The organism is Burkholderia sp. PAMC 28687 (assembly GCF_001577465.1).
Lineage (GTDB): Bacteria > Pseudomonadota > Gammaproteobacteria > Burkholderiales > Burkholderiaceae > Caballeronia.
The window spans coordinates 839772-857295 of the sequence record NZ_CP014505.1; the positions used below are offsets into that span (position 1 = coordinate 839772).

A 17524-nucleotide genomic window follows, 5' to 3' on the forward strand; every position below is an offset into this window, starting at 1 on the left:
CTCCTAGTTGACCGTCGCCGGCTGCGCGACGTCTGCTACTGCTTCGACTACTTGCTTCGATGCTTGCGCGTCCAAAGCGTTCAGTATCGATTCAGGTGTGGCGGGGGCGCGCAAAACGGGGGCATCGATGGAATCGGGTGCTGTCGACGCGATGGCCGCGCGAATCGCGAGCAACACCGAAAACCCGAGCAGCAGCGGCGGCTCGCCTACGGCCTTTGAACGGAACACGGTCGGCTCGACGTTCTGGTTCTCGAAGAGCTTCACGTTCATCGCGGCAGGAATATCGCTCACCGATGGAATCTTGTAAGTGGACGGCGCGTGTGTCATCAGCCGGCCATCGCGATTCCACCAGAGTTCTTCGGTCGTGAGCCAGCCCATGCCTTGCACGAAGCCGCCCTCCACCTGACCGATATCGAGCGATGGGTTGATCGACTGGCCCGCGTCGTGGAGGATATCGGCGCGTAGCAAACGCCATTCGCCGGTCAGCGTGTCCACGACCACTTCCGAGATCGCCGCGCCGTACGCGAAATAGTAGAACGGCTGGCCGGTCAGCGTTTTCGAATCCCAATTGACCTTGGGCGTGGCGTAGAAACCATCGGACCACAACTGGACACGCGCAAGATAAGCAGCCGCGACGAGTTGATCGAAGGGCATCTGGCCACCGTTCGATTCCACCACGCCATTGTGGAAACGCACGTCTTCCGGACGTCCGCCGAGTTGTCTTGCCGCCAGTTCCGCGAGCCGTGCGCGAACGGTGAGTGCGGCGGCTTCGGCCGCTTTACCGTTCAAATCGCTTCCCGTCGATGCCGCCGTCGCCGATGTATTCACGACCTTGGAGGTATCGGTCGCCGTCACGCGAACTCGCGATAACGCCACGCCCAATGCATTCGCCACGACCTGCGCGACCTTTGTGTTCAAGCCCTGGCCCATTTCCGTGCCGCCGTGATTCACGAGCGCGGAGCCGTCCTTGTAGACATGCACGAGCGCGCCGGCCTGGTTCAGGAACGGCACGTTGAACGATATGCCGAACTTGACGGGCGTGAACGCAATGCCGCGCTTGAGCACGGGACTTGTTGCGTTGAACGCGGCAATCGCACGGCGCCGCTGCGCATAGGCACTCGTTGAAACCAGTTCATCGGTCAGGGGTTGAAGCACATTGTCTTCGACGGTCTGGCCGTACGGCGTAACGTTGCGCTCGCCGATGCCGTAGTAGTTCACGCGACGCACATCGACGGGATCGCGCTTCAACCGGTGCGCGATCTCATCCATCAAGACTTCCATCACGAGCGCGCCTTGCGGACCGCCGAAGCCGCGAAATGCCGTGTTCGACTGCGTGTTCGTGCGGCAGCACAGCGCGGTGATATCGACGTCTTTCAAGAAGTACGCGTTATCGAAATGGCAGACCGCGCGTGTCGCCACGGCGCCCGACAAATCCGCCGAATAACCTGCGCGCAATGCGATTTCCACGCGCGCGCCTTGCAGACGGCCGTCGTCATCGAAGCCGGCTTCGTAGGTGTAGACGGCGTCGTGGCGCTTGCCGGTGATCATGAAATCGTCGTCGCGATCGGCCCGCAGTTTCACGGGTTTATGCAGCAAATGCGCGGCCAGCGACGCGATGCACGCAAAGATCCCCGATTGCGATTCCTTGCCGCCGAATCCACCGCCCATCCTGCGGCATTCGCACTGGACGTTGTGCGTGGGCCAGTCGAGCATGTGCGCGACCAGATGCTGCATTTCGCTCGGATGCTGCGTCGAGCTATAGACGAGGATTGAGTCATGTTCCTTCGGGACAGCGTACGCAATCTGCCCTTCCAGATAGAACTGCTCCTGCCCGCCGACTTCGAATTCACCCTGGAGCCGGTGCTTCGCCGCCGCCATCTTTCCATCCGGATCGCCACGTTTCAAATGCAGCGGCGGCAACACGAATTCCTTCTTCGCCTTGGCATCACGCGGTGTGAGGATGGCTTCGAGCGGTTCGTACCGGATCACTTCTTCGCTTTTGGCGAGCGCGGCAGCGCGGCGCGCCAGATCGTGCGTTTCCGCGATAACCGCAAACACCGGCTGCCCGAGGTAATGCACTTCGTCTTTGGCGAGGATCGGGTCGTCGTGCAGCACGGGGCCGCAATTGTTCTCGCCGGGGATGTCGTCGGCGGTAAAGACGGCGATCACGCCGGGCGCGGCGAGAACGAGATCGAGGTTGATCGACACGATGCGCGCATGCGCATGCCGCGACAGGCCAAGCGCCGCGTGCAAGGTGCCGCGCACCTCGCCGATGTCATCCACATACGTGGCTTCGCCGCTTACATGCAGATGCGCCGATTCGTGCGGCAAGCCGACGCCGATCGCGGCGCCCTCCGGCTTTTCCGCCGATGGCGCGTCGAAGGTTTCACCGGTGCGCGCCGTGATTTCGCTGTCGGCGGCGCTGTCGAGAAGGGGATCGGTACGCTTGTTCATCGCGTGGTCCTTGATGCTTGTGGTGCTGCGTTTATACGGCCTGTGAAAGACCCGCTTATTGCGTGTCGAACGCGAACGCGTTGACGTCGTGGAGTGCGAGCGGCTCGTTCTCGCGCGTTTCCAGGAAGAAACGCCAGAGCACGTTGCGCGCCACTTTGCTTCTGTAGGCGCTCGACGCACGCATGTCGGTAAGCGGCTGGAAGTCGACGTCCAGCGCCTGCATGGCGGCCTTGACGTTCGCCTCGTTCCACTCCTGATTCACCAGGACGGCTTCGGCATTCGATGCCCGCTTCGGCGTTGCCGCCATGCCGCCGAACGCGAATCGCGCGGCGGTGACACGGGTGCCATCGAGCGTCACCGCGAACGCCGCGCACACGGCCGAGATGTCCGAGTCGTAGCGCTTCGAGACCTTGTAAGTGCGAAAACGCAATTTCGCCGATGGCAGCGGCACACGGATCGCCGCCACGAACTCGCCCGGTTCGAGCGCGGATTTCTGATAGCCGAGATAGAACTTGTCGAGCGGCATCGAGCGGGTTTTCATCGCACGCTGCAGCACGATTTCGGCGTCGAGCGCGATCAGCGCAGGCATGGAATCGCCGATGGGCGAACCGTTCGCGACATTCCCGCCGAGCGTGCCGGCGTTGCGGATCGGCCGCGATGCAAAGCGCGTCCACATCTCCGCGAGTTCCGGATAAATGGACGAGAGCGCGCCATACGCATCTTCCAGCGACGCCGCCGCGCCAACGGTGAGCCATTGAGCATCGCGCGTAATGGACTTCAACTCGGCCACATTGCCAATGAAGAGGATATCGCCGAGATTGCGGAATTGCTTGGTGATCCACAAGCCGATGTCCGTGCTGCCGGCAAGAATCCTTGCGTCCGGGTGTTCGGCGCGAAGGCGGCCGAACTCCGCGAGCGTCACCGGCGCGTAGAAGGTCGGACGGCCGAACGCGGCGCCGCGTGCGTCGGGCGCCGTGTATTCGAACGTGTACTTGCGCTGGATGGATTGGAGTTGCTCTTTGAGCGTCTCGCGGTCGAGCGCCGAGCGCGGATACTCGAACATTTTCTGCGAAGCATCCACGATCGGCCGATACCCCGTGCACCGGCAGAGATTGCCGGAGAGGGCGGCGTTGATTTCGTCGCGGGTGGGCATGCCGGCGTCGCTCGGCTGATTCTGGTAGAGCGCCCACATCGACATCACGAATCCCGGTGTGCAGAAGCCGCATTGCGAACCGTGGCAATCGACCATGGCCTGCTGGACGGGATGCAGCGTGCCGTCCTTCTCGCGCAGATCTTCGACGGCGAAAAGCGCGCGGCCATCGAGCGTCGGCATGAGCTGGATGCAGGCATTGACCGCCTTGAGCTGCGGTTGCCCGTCGCCATCCAGTTCACCGATAACCACCGTGCACGCGCCACAATCGCCCTCGGCGCAGCCTTCCTTGGTGCCGGTGCATTGGTCGTGTTCGCGCAAATGCTGCAGCACGGTGCGGGTGGCGGGTGCATCAAGCACTTCGCGGATTGCGCCGCGCTGAAAAAACCGGATGGTTTGCGTTGTCATATAGAAGTCCGAGACATTGCGGATCAGGCGCGCGTTACGCGAAATCGGCTTTGAAAGTCCGGCCGAAGAGCGCACGTGGATCGCCATCCATGAAACAAGATATCACCGCAATATCTTGAAAAGATTCCGGTGAGCGTATCCAGATCATGCGAGGAGCCGAATGAGGGCGGAACGCGTTCGGCGACGCGGGTGATCCGGGGCGAGGGGGAAAGCCCCGGATTCGAGGCGCAGCGGCCTGGAGCGGCCGGATTTGCTTGGCTGACGCGGTTCGGGGAGTTCAAGGGCTCGGCGAAACACAGGGCCAGCGCCGAGGCCCGTTTATCAGGCTCGCAGCCTGCGTTTGGACCACAAACTTCCGGCGACGGCCAGAAACATTACAGTGAACCCGATCAGGCCCCACTGCGGAAGCGAAAGTCCGAGAATTGGCGGGTACGGCGTCTCGCACAAGCCTGCGACCTTGAACACCTGCGGCAGCCACTGCGCGGGCGGCAGGGAATCCACAAGGGGTTGCAGCGCATCGAAACCGCAACTGAAACCCGGATGCGCCTGGACATAGACGTGCCGCGCGGAAGCGACCACGCCGCCCAGCGCTGAGAGGACGACGAGCACCTCGAGCAGCGCGATCCCGCGCCAACCTCTGAACGACGCGCCAAGCAGCGCAAATACGGCGATCAGCACGAAGAAATAACGCTGGATGATGCATAGCGGGCAGGGATCTTCACCTTTCACGAACTGCAGATAAAGCGCGCCGCCGACCAGTGCCAGGCTTATCAGCGCAAGCAGGACCAGTAGCCGCCGTTCGCGGCGAATTGTGCGATCGTCCCCGTGCATGGTGAAGTGATTCAATGAATTATTCATATTTCCGGTTGGTTCGAGAAAAAAGCACCTGAAGATGCGCATCCGGCGACGGAATTCTATCGCGTTGTTTATCGGGTGGTCTCAAGCACGGCTTCGACCGCGCGGCCAATGGAAAGCAGCACGTCGTCGCCAAATGGCGCGCCGGCCAGCATCAGGCCGACCGGAGCTTCGCCACGTGGATGGCAAGGCAGTGACAACGCGCAACTATCGAGGAAATTGAAGACCGACGGATTGCGCAAGATCAGTGCATTGATGCGGCCGAATGCTTCGTCGTCGTGTTCCAGATCGGCGATGCGCGGCGGCCCGACCGGCACGGTCGGGCACACGATGGCGTCAAACCGCTGCCACAGCGTGCGCGCTTGCTCGATCATCGCGGCGCGTGCCTGCAAAAGGTCGAGATAATCGGCAGCTGTAGCCGGCGCGCCCTTCACGATCCGCGTGCGCACGCGGGGGTCGTACTGGTCGGCATGCGCTGCGAGCAATGGCCGGTGCCACGCATATGCTTCCATGGACGCGAAGCTGAAGCGGCTGATCTCGCCAAGCTGGTCGAGCGGCCCGAAACGCACGTCCTCCACCAACGCGCCCGCCGCCGACAGATGCCCGATGGCAGCCGAATACGCGCTTGCAACGGTTTCGTCGACGCCGTCCATCACGAAGTTGGTCAGCACGCCGAGGCGCACGCCGTCGAGCGGCCGGGTTGCTGGCACGACGGCGTCGCGGCCGGCCAGGATCCTGTCGACCAACGCGCAGCACGCCACCGACAACCCGATTGGCCCGAACGAATCGAGCGTCGTGGACAAGGGCACGCCGCCTTGCGTGGGCACGCGCGCCGCGGTCGGCTTGAAGCCGGTCAGTCCGCAGAGCGCGGCCGGGATGCGGATGGAACCGCCGGTGTCCGTGCCCAGTGCAATGGCGGCCATGCCGTCCGCGACCGATGCCGCCGCCCCTGAAGACGAGCCGCCCGCGATGCGTTCGTCGCCCGCCACGTTGCTTCGATACGGCGAGCGCGGCGTCCCGTAATGCGGGTTCAGCCCCAGCCCGGAAAACGCAAATTCGCTCATGTTGGTTCGCCCGACGATCACGCCGCCGGCACGCCGCAACCGTGCAACGGCGACGGCGTCAGCCTTGGCCGGCTGTGCGTCGGCCAGCACGCGCGAACCCGCGCGCGTGACCTGGCCTTCGATATTGAAGAGATCCTTGATCGATATGGGAATGCCTGCGAGCGGCGAGAGCACGGTGCCGGCGCGGCGAAGTGCGTCATGCGCGTCAGCGGCGGCGCGGGCGCGGCCGGCATCGACCTGAAGGAAAGCGATCGCGCCTTGTCCGGCGGGATCTGCGATGCGTTCGAGTGCCTGTTCGACGAGCATCCGGCTAGTGGCCTTGCCGTCGCGAAGGGCTGCAGCGAGTTGCGCGAGGGGAGCAAATTGCGGCGAAGTGATGGGCATGTTCGACAAGATTCAGTGGCGTGAACTGGACATGGTGCCGGGCGGCGCGCGAGGGCCGACCGTGCCCGAAAGTGGCTGTCATTCTATGCCAGTCGGACGCTTCCGGTAGTTAATACTCAGCGCAAACGAGCGCGTTAGCCATCCGGCTGATAGCGGCGACAGGGCGGGTTCCTTAAGCTTGGATTTCCGCTGCTGCGATTGTCTGCATGCGGAAAACAACAATGCCAGAAAAAACCCAAGCGTTTGGGTTTACTTGCGCGCTGCCAACGTATAGAGTGAACACATGCCAACGATTTTTCGCATCGGCGCTGCCCGCGTCGTGATTTATCTGAACGACCATATGCCGGCGCACGTCCACGTACTGGACGGGAACCAGCATGCTGTTTTTAATCTTCACTGTCCGAATGGACCGCCGGCGCTTGTTAGAAACCACGGTTTTTCACACGCCGCTGCAAACACCTTTGCCCGCCGGATGCAGAACGTGGTCGGCTCACTGTGCACTGAATGGAAGACACTTCATGACTGCTTTAGTTGAAATTACCGAACGCCAGATGCGCGAAGCCGAAGAGCGGGCGCGCAAGCACGTTACCGAAAATCCGGTAGCGCTTTCCGCGGTGTTCATTCCGGAGGACGGCCGGCTATCAATCGAGTTGTCGAACGGTGCGTCGTTCGCCATTCCTGCGCGGCTGATACAAGGTCTGGAACACGCATCGAATGAGGATCTCGAAGAAATCGAGATCACGGCTTCGGGTACGGGCCTGTATTTCCCTGCCGTCGACGCCGACATTCTTGTGCTTCCGCTGCTCGCAGGCGTAGTTGGATCGAGGTCGTTCATGGCCCGGCGAATGGGCAAGGCCGGCGGCGCGAGCCGCAGCGCTTCAAAGGTTGAAGCTGCTCGGGCGAACGGCGCTCGCGGCGGCCGGCCGCGCAAGGTTGCGGTACGGAGCGAAGAAGAGGGCTTGGTCCTGGCGAAAAAATAGCCTTGGGCGGCAATGGTTCCGCGCCGCCTTCGGCTTTATGGAAGGCGACCCGCAAGTCGTGCAAGTTAAAGCGGCCCCGTGCCCGTTGCCGGCTTCTCCTTGCGTCGCCATTTTCGTGAGGCCCACGCGCCGAAGTCGTCCAGCACCGTGTAGACCACCGGCACGACTACCAGCGTCAGCAGCGACGACGTAATCACGCCGCCAATCACAGTCTGCCCAAGCGGCCCGCGCTGCTCGCCGCCTTCACCCAGCCCGAGTGCGAGCGGCAGCATGCCGAAGATCATTGCGAGCGTGGTCATCAGGATTGGCCGCAGACGCACGCGCGCGGCTTCGAGCAACGCATCGCTGCGGGACATGGCGTGTCCCTTGCCGGAGGCATCGAGCAGACTTCCGCGCCGCGCCTGGTTCGCAAAGTCGATCAGCAAGATCGCGTTCTTTGTCACGAGCCCCATCAGCATGATGAAGCCGATGATCGAAAACATGTTGAGCGTGCTGCCGAACAGCAGCAACGCGGCCAGCACGCCGATCAGCGTGAGCGGCAAGGACGCCATGATCGCGAGCGGCTGCAGGAAGCTGCCGAATTGCGACGCAAGGATCATGTAGATGAAGATCACGGCCAGCGCCAGCGCCTGCACGGCGTAGATGAACGACTCGTTCATGCTCTTCGTGGAGCCGCCGAAGCGGTATCGGTAGCCGGCCGGAAGGTGCATGTCGTCAAGTGTCTTCTTGACGTCCGCGGCCACTTCGCCCGGCGAGCGCCCGGTCACGTTCGCCGATATCTCGACCTCCCTCGACAAATCCCGGCGGCTGATCACATCGGGCCCGGTGGTTTCGGTGATCGCGGCGACCTGGCGCAGCGGCACGAGCAAGGGCGCGCCGTTGGCATCGGTGCGGCTCGTAGCGATCATCAGCTTCGACAAGTCGTCCACGTTGCGCCGTTCGGCCGATGGCAACCGCACGCTCACATCGTAATCCTGATCGTCGGGCGCGCGCCACGTGCTGATGGCGTCTCCCGAAAGCAACGGGCGCAACGCCTGACCGACTTCCGCCACGCCGACGCCCAGGTCAGATGCGAGTTCGCGCCGGATATCAATGGCCACAATCGGCTTGTCGTCTTTCAGGCTCGCGTCCAGATCCACCAGGCCCGGAATCTTCGCAAGCCGGTGTTGTGCTTCGGCCGAAAGACGGCGCAGCTCGTCAAGGTTGTCGCCCTGAAGGCTGAACTGGACGGCTTTGTTCGACCCCGCGCCGTCCGACATGCCGATCTCGGTCACAATAATCCCGGCGATGCTTTTCAGCCGGTCGCGGAAGACCTGATTCAGCTCCTGCACGCCGCGCGTGCGGTCGCGCCGCTCCTTCAAATGCACGGTGATCATCGCGTCGTTCTTGCCCTGCGCGTTGCCGGAGTTGATGGTCGCGTAGCTGTAGCGGACTTCCGGGTACTGCGCGAGCACGGTTTCGACTTGCCGGACCTTGTCGGCGGTAGCTTCCAGCGACGTCCCCACCGGCGTGTTCAAGCCGATCTGCGTAGTGGAGAAATCGGCGTTCGGCACGAACTCGGTGCCGATCAGCGGCACGAGAAACAGGCTGCCAATGAACGTCGCGGCTGCGACCACGAGGGTCGCCACGCGATGCCGCAGCGACCACCCGAGCAGCCGCTGGTAGAACCGCGCGAGCCGCTCCACGCCGTGCTCGAAGTACGCAAGAAACCGCGCCAGATATTTCGTGCCGCGGACATGCAGGGCAGGGTCCGGCCAGATCGACGAAAGCATCGGGTCGAGCGTGAAAGACACGAACATCGATATCAGCACGGCGGCCGCAACCGTCACGCCGAACTGATGGAAGAAGCGTCCGATAATCCCGCTCATGAAGCCGACCGGCAGGAACACGGCGACAATGGAGAATGTCGTGGCAAGCACGGCGAGCGCGATTTCCTTCGTGCCGTCGAGCGCGGCGGTGCGGTGATCGGCTCCAAGCTGGACATGGCGCACGATGTTCTCGCGCACCACGATCGCGTCGTCGATCAGCAGCCCCACGCAAAGCGACAATGCCATCAGCGTGATCACGTTGATCGTGAATCCGGCCATGTACATGAACGCGAACGTGCCGATCAACGCAATCGGCAAGGTGAGTCCGGTGATCACGGTGCTGCGCCACGAACCGAGGAAGAGGAACACGATTGCAATCGTCAGCAGCGCGCCTTCCAGCAACGTGCCCTTGACCTCGTTCACGCTGTTTTCGATTTCGCGCGATGAATCGTCGGTGACGTCGAGCTTCACGCCCGGCGGCAAGGATTTTTGGAGCGCCGCGACTTCGGCGCGGATCCCTTGCGCCACGTCGACGGTGTTCTCGCCCTGAGCCTTGATCACCGATAAAAACAGCGCCCGGTTCCCGTTCAGCAGCGCCATGCTGTCGGGCTCTTCCTGACCGTCGACAACTTGCGCGACCTGATCGAGCGTGACGGCATGGCCTGCATTCGAGGCGCCGCGCCGGGCGACGATGATCCGCTTGAAGTCATCGGGCGTCTGGAAGCGGCCCTTCACCTGCACGGTCTGCTCGATTCCCGCCGATGTCAGCGGCCCCGCCGGAATCTCCTGGTTTTCGTTCTGCACGGCGCGGATCACCTGATCGACGCCTACGGAAAGCGCTTGCAGCCGGTCGGGACTGACGTCGATGCGCACTTGCCGTTTCACGCCACCGACAATGCTCACCGACCCCACGCCGCGCACCGTCTCCAGGCGTTTTCGCACGATCTGGTCGGCGGTGGTCGTGAGATCGCGGGTGCTGAGCAGCGACCCCGGCGCGTTCGAAACCGCGACGGTAACGATCGGCATGTCGGCCGGGTCGTAGCGCAACACGCGCGGTTCCTTCACGCCGTCGCGCAGGTCGGGCCGGATCAGCGCCACTTTGTCGCGCACGTCCTGCGCCGCCTGCATCACATTCACGGACAGGTCGAACTGGACGATCACCACCGACAACGCGTCGTACGAGTGCGACGAGATTTCATCGATACCGCTGATCGTGTTGACCGCTTCCTCGACCTTGCGCGTGACATCGGATTCCACCGATTCCGGCGATGCCCCCGGATACGCTGTCTGCACGACAACAACGGGGAAGGTGATATCGGGGAACTGATCGACCTTCAACCGCTGATACGAAAAGAGACCGATCACGAGAAACGCCGCCATCATCATGGCGGCAAAAACCGGATTGTTGATGCTGATTCGCGTGAACCACATGGCGTGCGGCTCCGCTATTTGGAGGCGACGGGTGACGAAGCCGCGGCGCTTGTGCTTGAACCAACCAGCCGCACCTTGCTGCCTATACGCAACGCCCCGAGGTTGTTCTTCACGACCTGCTGACCTTCCTTGAGTGACGAGTCCGCGAGTTCCGTCCAGCTTGCACCGTCGGCGTCGCCGGTCGCGCCTGTCGTCACCGGGACTTCGACGAGCTTGCCGTTCGTGACTGCGTAGACGCTATGACGCGAGCCGTCCGTGCGGACCGACGTCGCCGGCACGACCATCGCATTTGCCGTGCTGCCGACAATGACGCTGCCGGTTCCGAACATGCCAACGCGCAAGGTCGACTGTGGATTGGCCACGCGCACATAGATCATGATCGAGCGCGAGCCGGCTTGCGCGGCCGGGTTGATGCGCGTGACCGTGGCGCTGACCGGGGCATCGATTCCATCGAAGCGGATGCGCACCGGCTGGTCGACCCGCACGCGCCCGATCTCGCCCACGGGCACGGGTGCTTCGAGTTCGAGCTGGGTTAGATCGACGACATCGAACAGCTTGGCGTCCACGGCCACATGCTCGCCCGGTTCCACGCTGCGCGAAGCAATCTGCCCGCCGAACGGCGCGCGCACGATGGTGTCCGCCACCGACAAATTCGATGACGACAACGCCGCCCGCGCCGCAGCCAGGTTTGCTGCGGCGATGGCGTATTGGCTTTGCGCCGTATCGAAGGCGTTCTTCGATATGAAGCCCTTTTCCACCAGCACGCGATTGTTTTCGAGCGTCTGTTTCGCGATGTCCAGTTGACCGGCCATCGCGGCCATCTGTCCGCGCGACTGGTCGGCGCGGGCGGCGTAGTCGCGCGCATCGATCGTGGTCAGGATTTGTCCGGCCTTGACCGTATCGCCTTCGCGCGCCCGGACATCCAGCGCCGACCCCGCGACCTTCGCCTTCACTGCCGCTTGCGTGACTGCGCGCAGCGACCCGGTGAGCGGCAGCGTTTCGGACAGCGTATGACGCGTGACGACGGTGAGATCGTCCGGCGTGAATTCGATGACCGACTCATCGGCCGAAGCGGACGGCGTCGCCGGTGCTTCGGCCGCAGCGCGCTTTTTGAGCGAATGAACGACGCCGATCGCCAGTAAGATAACGACGACGATAGCCGCAATGACGCCTGCCCGTTTTGTGGATAAATGCATTGCCTGCCTGTGGAACGTGGAGCACGCCGCACGATAGCGCGTTTCACGGCGACGGGCGGCAAAGTTGCCAAAGGTATCGCGAGGAGGCGGGCGCTGCAAGGGCCATGCGGCCGCGGATCAAATTGTTCTGGAGAAGCGCTGCACGGCATGACCGGCGAGATAGCGATCGAAGATCATTGCCACGTTGCGCACCAGCATGCGTCCGTCGGCGAGCACGTTGATGCCCCAGTTTGTGACTTCGACCAGCCCGTCCGCTTCGAGCGGTTTCAGCCGTTCGAGTTCGCTCGCGAACGCAATGGGAAACCGGATGCCATAAACCGCCTCGATGGCGTCGAAGCGCAGCGAGAACTGACACATCAACTGAGTGATGACGTCGCGCCGCATCCGGTCGTCGGCGGTAAGGCGCACACCGCGGGTGATCGCCAGCTCGCCGCGGTCGATGGCCTCGCCGTATCCCGCCATGTCCTTCGCGTTCTGCGCGTAGACGTCGCCGACTTTGCTGATCGATGAAACCCCGAGCCCGATCAGATCGCAATCCGCTTGCGTGCTGTAGCCCTGGAAATTGCGCTGCAGCGTCCCGGCGCGCTGGGCGATCGCGAGTTCATCGGTGGGCAGCGCGAAATGATCCATCCCGATATACACGTAACCCGCCCCGGTCAGCTTCTCGATGACCCGTTCCAGGATCGCGAGACGTATGGCGGGGGACGGCAGCGCGGTTGCATCGATGTGCCGCTGCATCTTGAAAAGGCGCGGCATATGCGCGTAGCCGAAGACGGACAGACGATCCGGCGCGAGGCCGATGATCGTATCGAGCGTACGGCTGAAGCTCTCGACGCTTTGATGCGGCAACCCGTAAATCAGGTCGACGCTGACCGACTTGTAGCCTTCCGCCCGCGCCGCCGACATCACTGCTTCGGTCATCTCGAAAGGCTGCACGCGATTGACCGCCTGCTGCACGCGCAGATCGAAGTCCTGCACGCCGAAGCTGAGGCGGTTGAAGCCCAGATCGCGCAACACGCCGATGGTCTCCGCCGACGCCTCGCGCGGATCGATCTCGATGGAGTATTCCGCTTGCGCGTCGGGAAGCAGATCGAACGCCTCGCCGGTCGCGACCATCAGCTCGGCCATTTCCTCGTGCGATAAAAACGTCGGCGTGCCGCCGCCCCAGTGCAATTGCGTGATGGGGCGGGTTGTATCGAAGCACGCGGCCTGCAAGGCAAGCTCACGTTTCATCCGATCGAGATACGGCCTCCCGTGCGCGCGATTCTTCGTCACGATCTTGTTGCAGCCGCAATAGAAACAGACGGTGTCGCAGAAGGGGATATGGAAGTACAGCGAGAGATCCGCCGATGCCGCGTCCGGGTCCGCCGCCGCCCGCCTGTAATGGTCGCGATCGAAGGAGTCGGTGAACTGGACGGCGGTCGGATACGACGTGTAGCGCGGCCCGGCCGCATCATATTTTGTGAGCAGATCGGGGCGGAAGAGGGACATTGCTGACACGCCGTGATGGGATCGTTCGAGTCTATCCGACACATTTCCACGATTCTTGCGTGATATCGCCGCAGTCACCCAGTGGCACAATGCCGGGTTGCCGCTTTTTAAAAACGCCCGATCCATGGCCGCCGTTCCCGACCCGAAGATGTCCGCCCACGCGTGCCGCGAAGCGTGCGGCGCGTGCTGCATCGCGCCGTCAATTTCGAGCGCAATCCCCGGCATGCCTCACGGCAAGCCGGCGGGAGTACGCTGCGTGCAGCTCGGAGAGGATCTGCGCTGCGCGATATTCGGCGATCCGCGCCGACCCGCTTGCTGCTCGGGCCTTCAGCCATCGGAACCGATGTGTGGAGACAGCCGCGGCTACGCGCTCGCCTGGCTGACGCAACTCGAAATCGATACACAACCTGAGCAACCCGAGCGCGTCTGAACGGTCGAACGCTCATTCAAGTCACTGGAGAATTTCGCATGACTCAAGCCGTTGCGCCGAAGCGGCGCCGGTTCCTGCTCGCGGCCCTGGGCGGCGCGGGCGCGGTGGCGCTGGGAACTCAGCCGGGCAAACCGGCGCGCGCTGCATCCATTTTCCCGTTCATCCCCGATCACTACACGTTTAGCCGCGCCGAAGTACAGGACGCCGTGCAGCGCAAGTTTCCGTTCCAGCGCACGGCATCGCAGATATTCGATGTCACGCTCGCCAATCCGCTGGTCGGCCTTGCACCGGATCGCAACCGCATCACCGTGCGGGTGGACGCCCGCCTGGCAACGCCATTCATGCCGAACCCCGTGACGGGCGTCTTCACGTTGTCCAGCCAACTGGCCTACGACGCAGCCAGCCATTCGGTCATCCTGATGTCGCCGACTGTCGACGATACCCAGGTCACCGGCGACGCCGCGCAATACACCCAGCAGATCAACGCGGCCGGCGCGGTCATGGCGACGCAGTTTCTCGACCGCTACCCCATCTACACGTTCAAGCCCGAACAATTACAGTTTGCCGGAGTTAATTACGAACCCGGTACAATCACCGTCCTTACAAACGGCATACGCGTGCAGATCGTCGAGAAATAGTTTTTTTCGATGAGATTTCCGCTCGCGGCATGCCCTGAACGACCGGCCGGCAACGGCCGACCAATGGCGAAAGGGCGGAGCGATGGACGGGATTCTGTTTTGCAAGGCGCTGATTCTGGGCGTGGTGGAGGGGTTGACCGAGTTTTTGCCGGTCTCGAGCACGGGACATCTGATCGTGGCCGGCAGTTTGCTGAACTTTACGAACGCCCAGGCGAAGACGTTCGACGTGGTGATCCAGTTCGGCGCGATCCTTGCCATCGTCTGGGAGTACCGGCGCAAGATCGGATCAATCGTGGCCGGTCTTCCAACGCAGCCCAAGGCACGCCGGTTCACGTTGAACGTGATCATTGCGACCATTCCGGCCATCGTGCTGGGGCTGCTGCTCGAAAAGCACATCAAGGCTGTCTTGTTCGCGCCGGTGCCGGTTTCGGTGGCGCTGATCGTGGGTGGCCTCGTGATCCTGTGGGCGGAGGCACGCAACCGCGACAAGAATGTCGCGCCGCGCGTGACTTCCGTCGACGACCTCAGTTATTCCGATGCGCTCAAGGTCGGCCTCGCGCAGTGTTTTGCGCTGATTCCGGGTACATCGCGTTCGGGATCGACGATCATCGGCGGGATGTTGTTCGGGCTGGAACGCAAGGTTGCGACCGAGTTTTCGTTCTTCCTCGCGATCCCGATCATTTTCGGCGCCACCTTGTATGAGCTTGCGAGGGACTGGAAGTCGCTGACGGTGGACTCGCTCGGGCTCTTCATGGTCGGGCTGGTGGCGGCGTTCATCAGCGCGTTCGTTTGTATCCGATGGCTGCTGCGCTACGTCGCCACGCACGATTTCACGGCGTTCGCGTGGTATCGGATCGGTTTTGGGTTGCTGATCTTGATCGTCGGATACAGCGGCGGATTGAGCTGGGCTGAATAAGCGATTGCCCATGCATATGGAAACAGGCCGGTTCAACTTCAGTTGAATCGGCCTGTTTTGTTTCAGCGATGCGGGGTATGCGCTACGTCAGCGGCGTTTGAACACCAGGTCCCAGACGCCGTGGCCGAGTTTCAGCCCGCGGCGTTCGAATTTCGTCACCGGCCGATAATCCGGACGCGGGGCATAACCGGCATCGGACGTATTGTCGAGCGCCGGTTCCGCCGATAACACCTCGAGCATCTGCTCGGCATAGTTCTGCCAGTCTGTCGCGAGATGCAGATAACCGCCGGGCTTGAGCCGCGAAACGAGCAGCGAGACGAACCCCGGCTGGATCAACCGGCGCTTATGGTGCCGCGCCTTGTGCCACGGATCGGGGAAATAAATGTGAACGCCGTCGAGGCTTTCCGCCGCGATCATGTGTTCGAGCACTTCCACGGCGTCGTGCTGGACGATCCGGATGTTTTCAAGGCCCTGCTCACCGATCAGTTTCAACAGCGCGCCCACGCCCGGCTCGTGCACTTCGACGCCGAGAAAATCATCGCCGGGACGTGCCGTGGCAATTTCCGCCGTCGTCGCGCCCATGCCGAAGCCGATTTCGAGCACGCGCGGCGCGCTGCGGCCGAAGGTGGCGTCCCAATCGAGCGGTTGCGGCGTGTACGGCACGACAAAACGCGGGCCGAAGTCATCGAGCGCACGACGTTGTCCCGTCGATACCCGGCCCGCCCGCGTCACGAAACTCCGGATACGGCGGTGCGGCCGGCCGTCAGCCGTATTCTCGCTTTCGGTTGAATCGTTATCGGCCGCTTCGGCGTCGTCGTGGTCTGAAGTGGGGTCGTGGATCATCGGCAAGGACGGATTCAGTGGTTGAGCAAAGGCGCGGCGGCGGAAAATACGAGAACGCCGCCTTAAATCAAAAAGCCGCCTAGGAGGGCGGCTTTTTGAAGTCAAAACAACTCGAAACTGGAGCGGGCGATGGGAATCGAACCCACGTCTGTAGCTTGGGAAGCTACGGTAATGGCCATTATACGACGCCCGCAGAGACCGCGATTTTACGCGGAACGGCCGCGTTCCCGCAACCTCGGCCGTTTGGACAACGCTTCAGACGCCGAACATGGTCATTGTCACGGCCAGGCGCGTCACGATCATCAACAGCACCTGCACGATCACGAACAGCAGGATGGGCGACAAATCGATACCACCCATGCGCGGCAGAATGCGCCGCAGCGGTTCGAGAAACGGCGCCGTCAGTTGATACAGCAGCGGCATGGCCGGCGATTGCGGATTGAGCCACGACAGCAACGCCATCAGGATCGTCATCCAGATGATCAGGTTCAGCGCCCATTTGACGACCGTGATCACCGCGACCAGGAGCAGGGTAGGCAGCAGGACCGGGATGCCTGCCGGATCAATGCCGGCAAGCAGCACCATCAGGATCAGGAAGACAAACGCCGCGATGAACGCGGCAATGATGCTCGCCAGATCGACCGACTTGGTGGCCGGCAAGATCTTGCGCAGCGGCAGGACGAGCCAGTTGGTCGCCTGCATCACGGCGTTGGAAACCGGGTTGTACGGCGGCATGCGGACAAATTGCATCCAGGCGCGCAGCAACAGCGCCGCGCCGAACAGCGTAAATACGGTGTTGAGTACAAAACGGGCGATCTCGCCAAACATCTCAGATCCTTTTCAAGGCAAAAGCGCGGCGCTCGCGGCCGCGCAGGGTTGTCACGAGGGCAGTAAAGGGCGGCGTGGCACGCCGCATAGCCGGTTGTTTACCTAGCTGCTGGCTCGGACTTCGCTGATCTGCACGACGGCCGGATCGCCGTCGGTGTAATTCGTCAAATCGTCCGCAAAAGCTTTTGCGTGCGGCGCTACTGCGGCCTTGAACGCATCGACGGAGTCGAACAGCAGGTGGCCGGCGGCCACGTATAGGGGCTTTGAACCCGGTGCGCCGCCGCCAAGGCCGACGTCGGCCGACCAGCCTTTCAATGTAGTGCCCAACAGGCCGGCGACCCACGGCATATGGTGCGAGCAGTAGTAATCGATGTCGAAGCGCGCATTCTCGCTATACGGATACATAAAGCTGACTTTGATCATTTTGTTCTTTCTGGTAGCTGAATGGATTGGCGTCGAGGGCAGCCGGGTAACTGGTGTATCGGGTGTTTCCGGCCAGCGTTCAACCAGGGCATTCGAACGGGTGGTTTGCAGCATTGGTTCAGCGCGCCCGCCAGATCCCCCGGCGGCTTCCCCACACTGGCGCGCCGGGCATCACCATAGCATGGCTTGAGTGCGCCTTGGGACGGTTGCCGCACGCTGCGGTTG

The 17524-nt window shown here is 62.5% G+C and carries 15 protein-coding genes and 1 tRNA gene; 5 read left to right on the top strand and 11 right to left on the bottom strand.

Going from position 1 to position 17524, the window contains the following annotated elements:
* Nucleotides 1-3: 3 nt before the first annotated feature.
* From xdhB to AX768_RS03940, 4 genes are all read right to left on the bottom strand, one after another.
* On the bottom strand, nucleotides 4-2454 hold the full coding sequence (gene xdhB, locus AX768_RS03925; protein WP_082778742.1) for a xanthine dehydrogenase molybdopterin binding subunit: 2451 nt from the start codon (nucleotides 2452-2454) through the stop codon (nucleotides 4-6).
* A gap of 55 nt (nucleotides 2455-2509) precedes the next feature.
* Entirely contained in the window at nucleotides 2510-4012 is a 1503-nt protein-coding gene (gene xdhA / locus AX768_RS03930) for a xanthine dehydrogenase small subunit (protein ID WP_197672645.1), read from the bottom strand.
* A gap of 321 nt (nucleotides 4013-4333) precedes the next feature.
* Entirely contained in the window at nucleotides 4334-4843 is a 510-nt protein-coding gene (locus AX768_RS03935; RefSeq protein ID WP_061998870.1) for a disulfide bond formation protein B, read from the bottom strand.
* 95 nt (nucleotides 4844-4938) lie between these two features.
* Nucleotides 4939-6315, bottom strand: a complete 1377-nt coding sequence (locus AX768_RS03940; RefSeq protein WP_061998871.1) for an amidase — start codon at nucleotides 6313-6315, stop codon at nucleotides 4939-4941.
* Between the two features lie 283 nt (nucleotides 6316-6598).
* Between AX768_RS03940 and AX768_RS31850 the strand changes: the two genes are divergently transcribed.
* The gene (locus AX768_RS31850) at nucleotides 6599-6850 is read left to right on the top strand and encodes a DUF4160 domain-containing protein (protein WP_082771386.1); all 252 of its coding nucleotides are present in this window, start codon (nucleotides 6599-6601) and stop codon (nucleotides 6848-6850) included.
* On the top strand, nucleotides 6834-7295 hold the full coding sequence (locus tag AX768_RS03950; RefSeq protein WP_082771387.1) for a DUF2442 domain-containing protein: 462 nt from the start codon (nucleotides 6834-6836) through the stop codon (nucleotides 7293-7295). Before AX768_RS31850 ends, AX768_RS03950 begins: the two co-directional genes overlap by 17 nt.
* Before the next feature lie 65 nt (nucleotides 7296-7360).
* On the opposite strand, the gene AX768_RS03955 is transcribed toward AX768_RS03950, so the two are convergent.
* From AX768_RS03955 to hemN, 3 genes are all read right to left on the bottom strand, one after another.
* On the bottom strand, nucleotides 7361-10534 hold the full coding sequence (locus AX768_RS03955) for an efflux RND transporter permease subunit (RefSeq protein ID WP_061998874.1): 3174 nt from the start codon (nucleotides 10532-10534) through the stop codon (nucleotides 7361-7363).
* A 14-nt stretch (nucleotides 10535-10548) separates the two neighbouring features.
* On the bottom strand, nucleotides 10549-11730 hold the full coding sequence (locus AX768_RS03960) for an efflux RND transporter periplasmic adaptor subunit (RefSeq protein WP_061998875.1): 1182 nt from the start codon (nucleotides 11728-11730) through the stop codon (nucleotides 10549-10551).
* A gap of 117 nt (nucleotides 11731-11847) precedes the next feature.
* Nucleotides 11848-13221: an oxygen-independent coproporphyrinogen III oxidase gene (gene hemN, locus AX768_RS03965; protein ID WP_061998876.1), complete on the bottom strand. Its 1374-nt coding sequence runs from the start codon at nucleotides 13219-13221 to the stop codon at nucleotides 11848-11850.
* Between the two features lie 124 nt (nucleotides 13222-13345).
* Here hemN and AX768_RS03970 point away from each other — a divergent pair, with 124 nt between their 5' ends.
* From AX768_RS03970 to AX768_RS03980, 3 genes are all read left to right on the top strand, one after another.
* The gene (locus AX768_RS03970; protein ID WP_061998877.1) at nucleotides 13346-13651 is read left to right on the top strand and encodes a YkgJ family cysteine cluster protein; all 306 of its coding nucleotides are present in this window, start codon (nucleotides 13346-13348) and stop codon (nucleotides 13649-13651) included.
* A gap of 38 nt (nucleotides 13652-13689) precedes the next feature.
* On the top strand, nucleotides 13690-14289 hold the full coding sequence (locus AX768_RS03975; protein WP_061998878.1) for a DUF1439 domain-containing protein: 600 nt from the start codon (nucleotides 13690-13692) through the stop codon (nucleotides 14287-14289).
* Between the two features lie 82 nt (nucleotides 14290-14371).
* Nucleotides 14372-15205 carry an undecaprenyl-diphosphate phosphatase gene (locus AX768_RS03980; RefSeq protein ID WP_061998879.1) on the top strand — a complete coding sequence of 278 codons (834 nt, stop codon included), beginning with the start codon at nucleotides 14372-14374 and terminating at the stop codon, nucleotides 15203-15205.
* Between the two features lie 87 nt (nucleotides 15206-15292).
* On the opposite strand, the gene trmB is transcribed toward AX768_RS03980, so the two are convergent.
* From trmB to AX768_RS04000, 4 genes are all read right to left on the bottom strand, one after another.
* Nucleotides 15293-16048, bottom strand: a complete 756-nt coding sequence (gene trmB / locus AX768_RS03985) for a tRNA (guanosine(46)-N7)-methyltransferase TrmB (protein WP_061998880.1) — start codon at nucleotides 16046-16048, stop codon at nucleotides 15293-15295.
* A 118-nt stretch (nucleotides 16049-16166) separates the two neighbouring features.
* Nucleotides 16167-16241 (bottom strand) — tRNA-Gly (locus AX768_RS03990).
* Between the two features lie 62 nt (nucleotides 16242-16303).
* Nucleotides 16304-16876 carry a YggT family protein gene (locus tag AX768_RS03995; RefSeq protein ID WP_061998881.1) on the bottom strand — a complete coding sequence of 191 codons (573 nt, stop codon included), beginning with the start codon at nucleotides 16874-16876 and terminating at the stop codon, nucleotides 16304-16306.
* 102 nt (nucleotides 16877-16978) lie between these two features.
* Entirely contained in the window at nucleotides 16979-17299 is a 321-nt protein-coding gene (locus tag AX768_RS04000; protein ID WP_061998882.1) for an EthD family reductase, read from the bottom strand.
* Nucleotides 17300-17524 lie beyond the last annotated feature (225 nt).

What these genes read in the sequence shown, in the direction of transcription:
- trmB (WP_061998880.1), bottom strand. Translation starts at nt 16,048, where the DNA reads ATGATCCACGACCCCACTTCAGACCACGACGACGCCGAAGCGGCCGAT.
- xdhB (WP_082778742.1), bottom strand. Translation starts at nt 2,454, where the DNA reads ATGAACAAGCGTACCGATCCCCTTCTCGACAGCGCCGCCGACAGCGAA.
- AX768_RS03980 (WP_061998879.1), top strand. Translation starts at nt 14,372, where the DNA reads ATGGACGGGATTCTGTTTTGCAAGGCGCTGATTCTGGGCGTGGTGGAG.
- AX768_RS03940 (WP_061998871.1), bottom strand. Translation starts at nt 6,315, where the DNA reads ATGCCCATCACTTCGCCGCAATTTGCTCCCCTCGCGCAACTCGCTGCA.
- AX768_RS03995 (WP_061998881.1), bottom strand. Translation starts at nt 16,876, where the DNA reads ATGTTTGGCGAGATCGCCCGTTTTGTACTCAACACCGTATTTACGCTG.
- hemN (WP_061998876.1), bottom strand. Translation starts at nt 13,221, where the DNA reads ATGTCCCTCTTCCGCCCCGATCTGCTCACAAAATATGATGCGGCCGGG.
- AX768_RS03975 (WP_061998878.1), top strand. Translation starts at nt 13,690, where the DNA reads ATGACTCAAGCCGTTGCGCCGAAGCGGCGCCGGTTCCTGCTCGCGGCC.
- AX768_RS03960 (WP_061998875.1), bottom strand. Translation starts at nt 11,730, where the DNA reads ATGCATTTATCCACAAAACGGGCAGGCGTCATTGCGGCTATCGTCGTC.
- AX768_RS04000 (WP_061998882.1), bottom strand. Translation starts at nt 17,299, where the DNA reads ATGATCAAAGTCAGCTTTATGTATCCGTATAGCGAGAATGCGCGCTTC.
- AX768_RS31850 (WP_082771386.1), top strand. Translation starts at nt 6,599, where the DNA reads ATGCCAACGATTTTTCGCATCGGCGCTGCCCGCGTCGTGATTTATCTG.
- AX768_RS03935 (WP_061998870.1), bottom strand. Translation starts at nt 4,843, where the DNA reads ATGCACGGGGACGATCGCACAATTCGCCGCGAACGGCGGCTACTGGTC.
- AX768_RS03970 (WP_061998877.1), top strand. Translation starts at nt 13,346, where the DNA reads ATGGCCGCCGTTCCCGACCCGAAGATGTCCGCCCACGCGTGCCGCGAA.
- xdhA (WP_197672645.1), bottom strand. Translation starts at nt 4,012, where the DNA reads ATGACAACGCAAACCATCCGGTTTTTTCAGCGCGGCGCAATCCGCGAA.
- AX768_RS03950 (WP_082771387.1), top strand. Translation starts at nt 6,834, where the DNA reads ATGACTGCTTTAGTTGAAATTACCGAACGCCAGATGCGCGAAGCCGAA.
- AX768_RS03955 (WP_061998874.1), bottom strand. Translation starts at nt 10,534, where the DNA reads ATGTGGTTCACGCGAATCAGCATCAACAATCCGGTTTTTGCCGCCATG.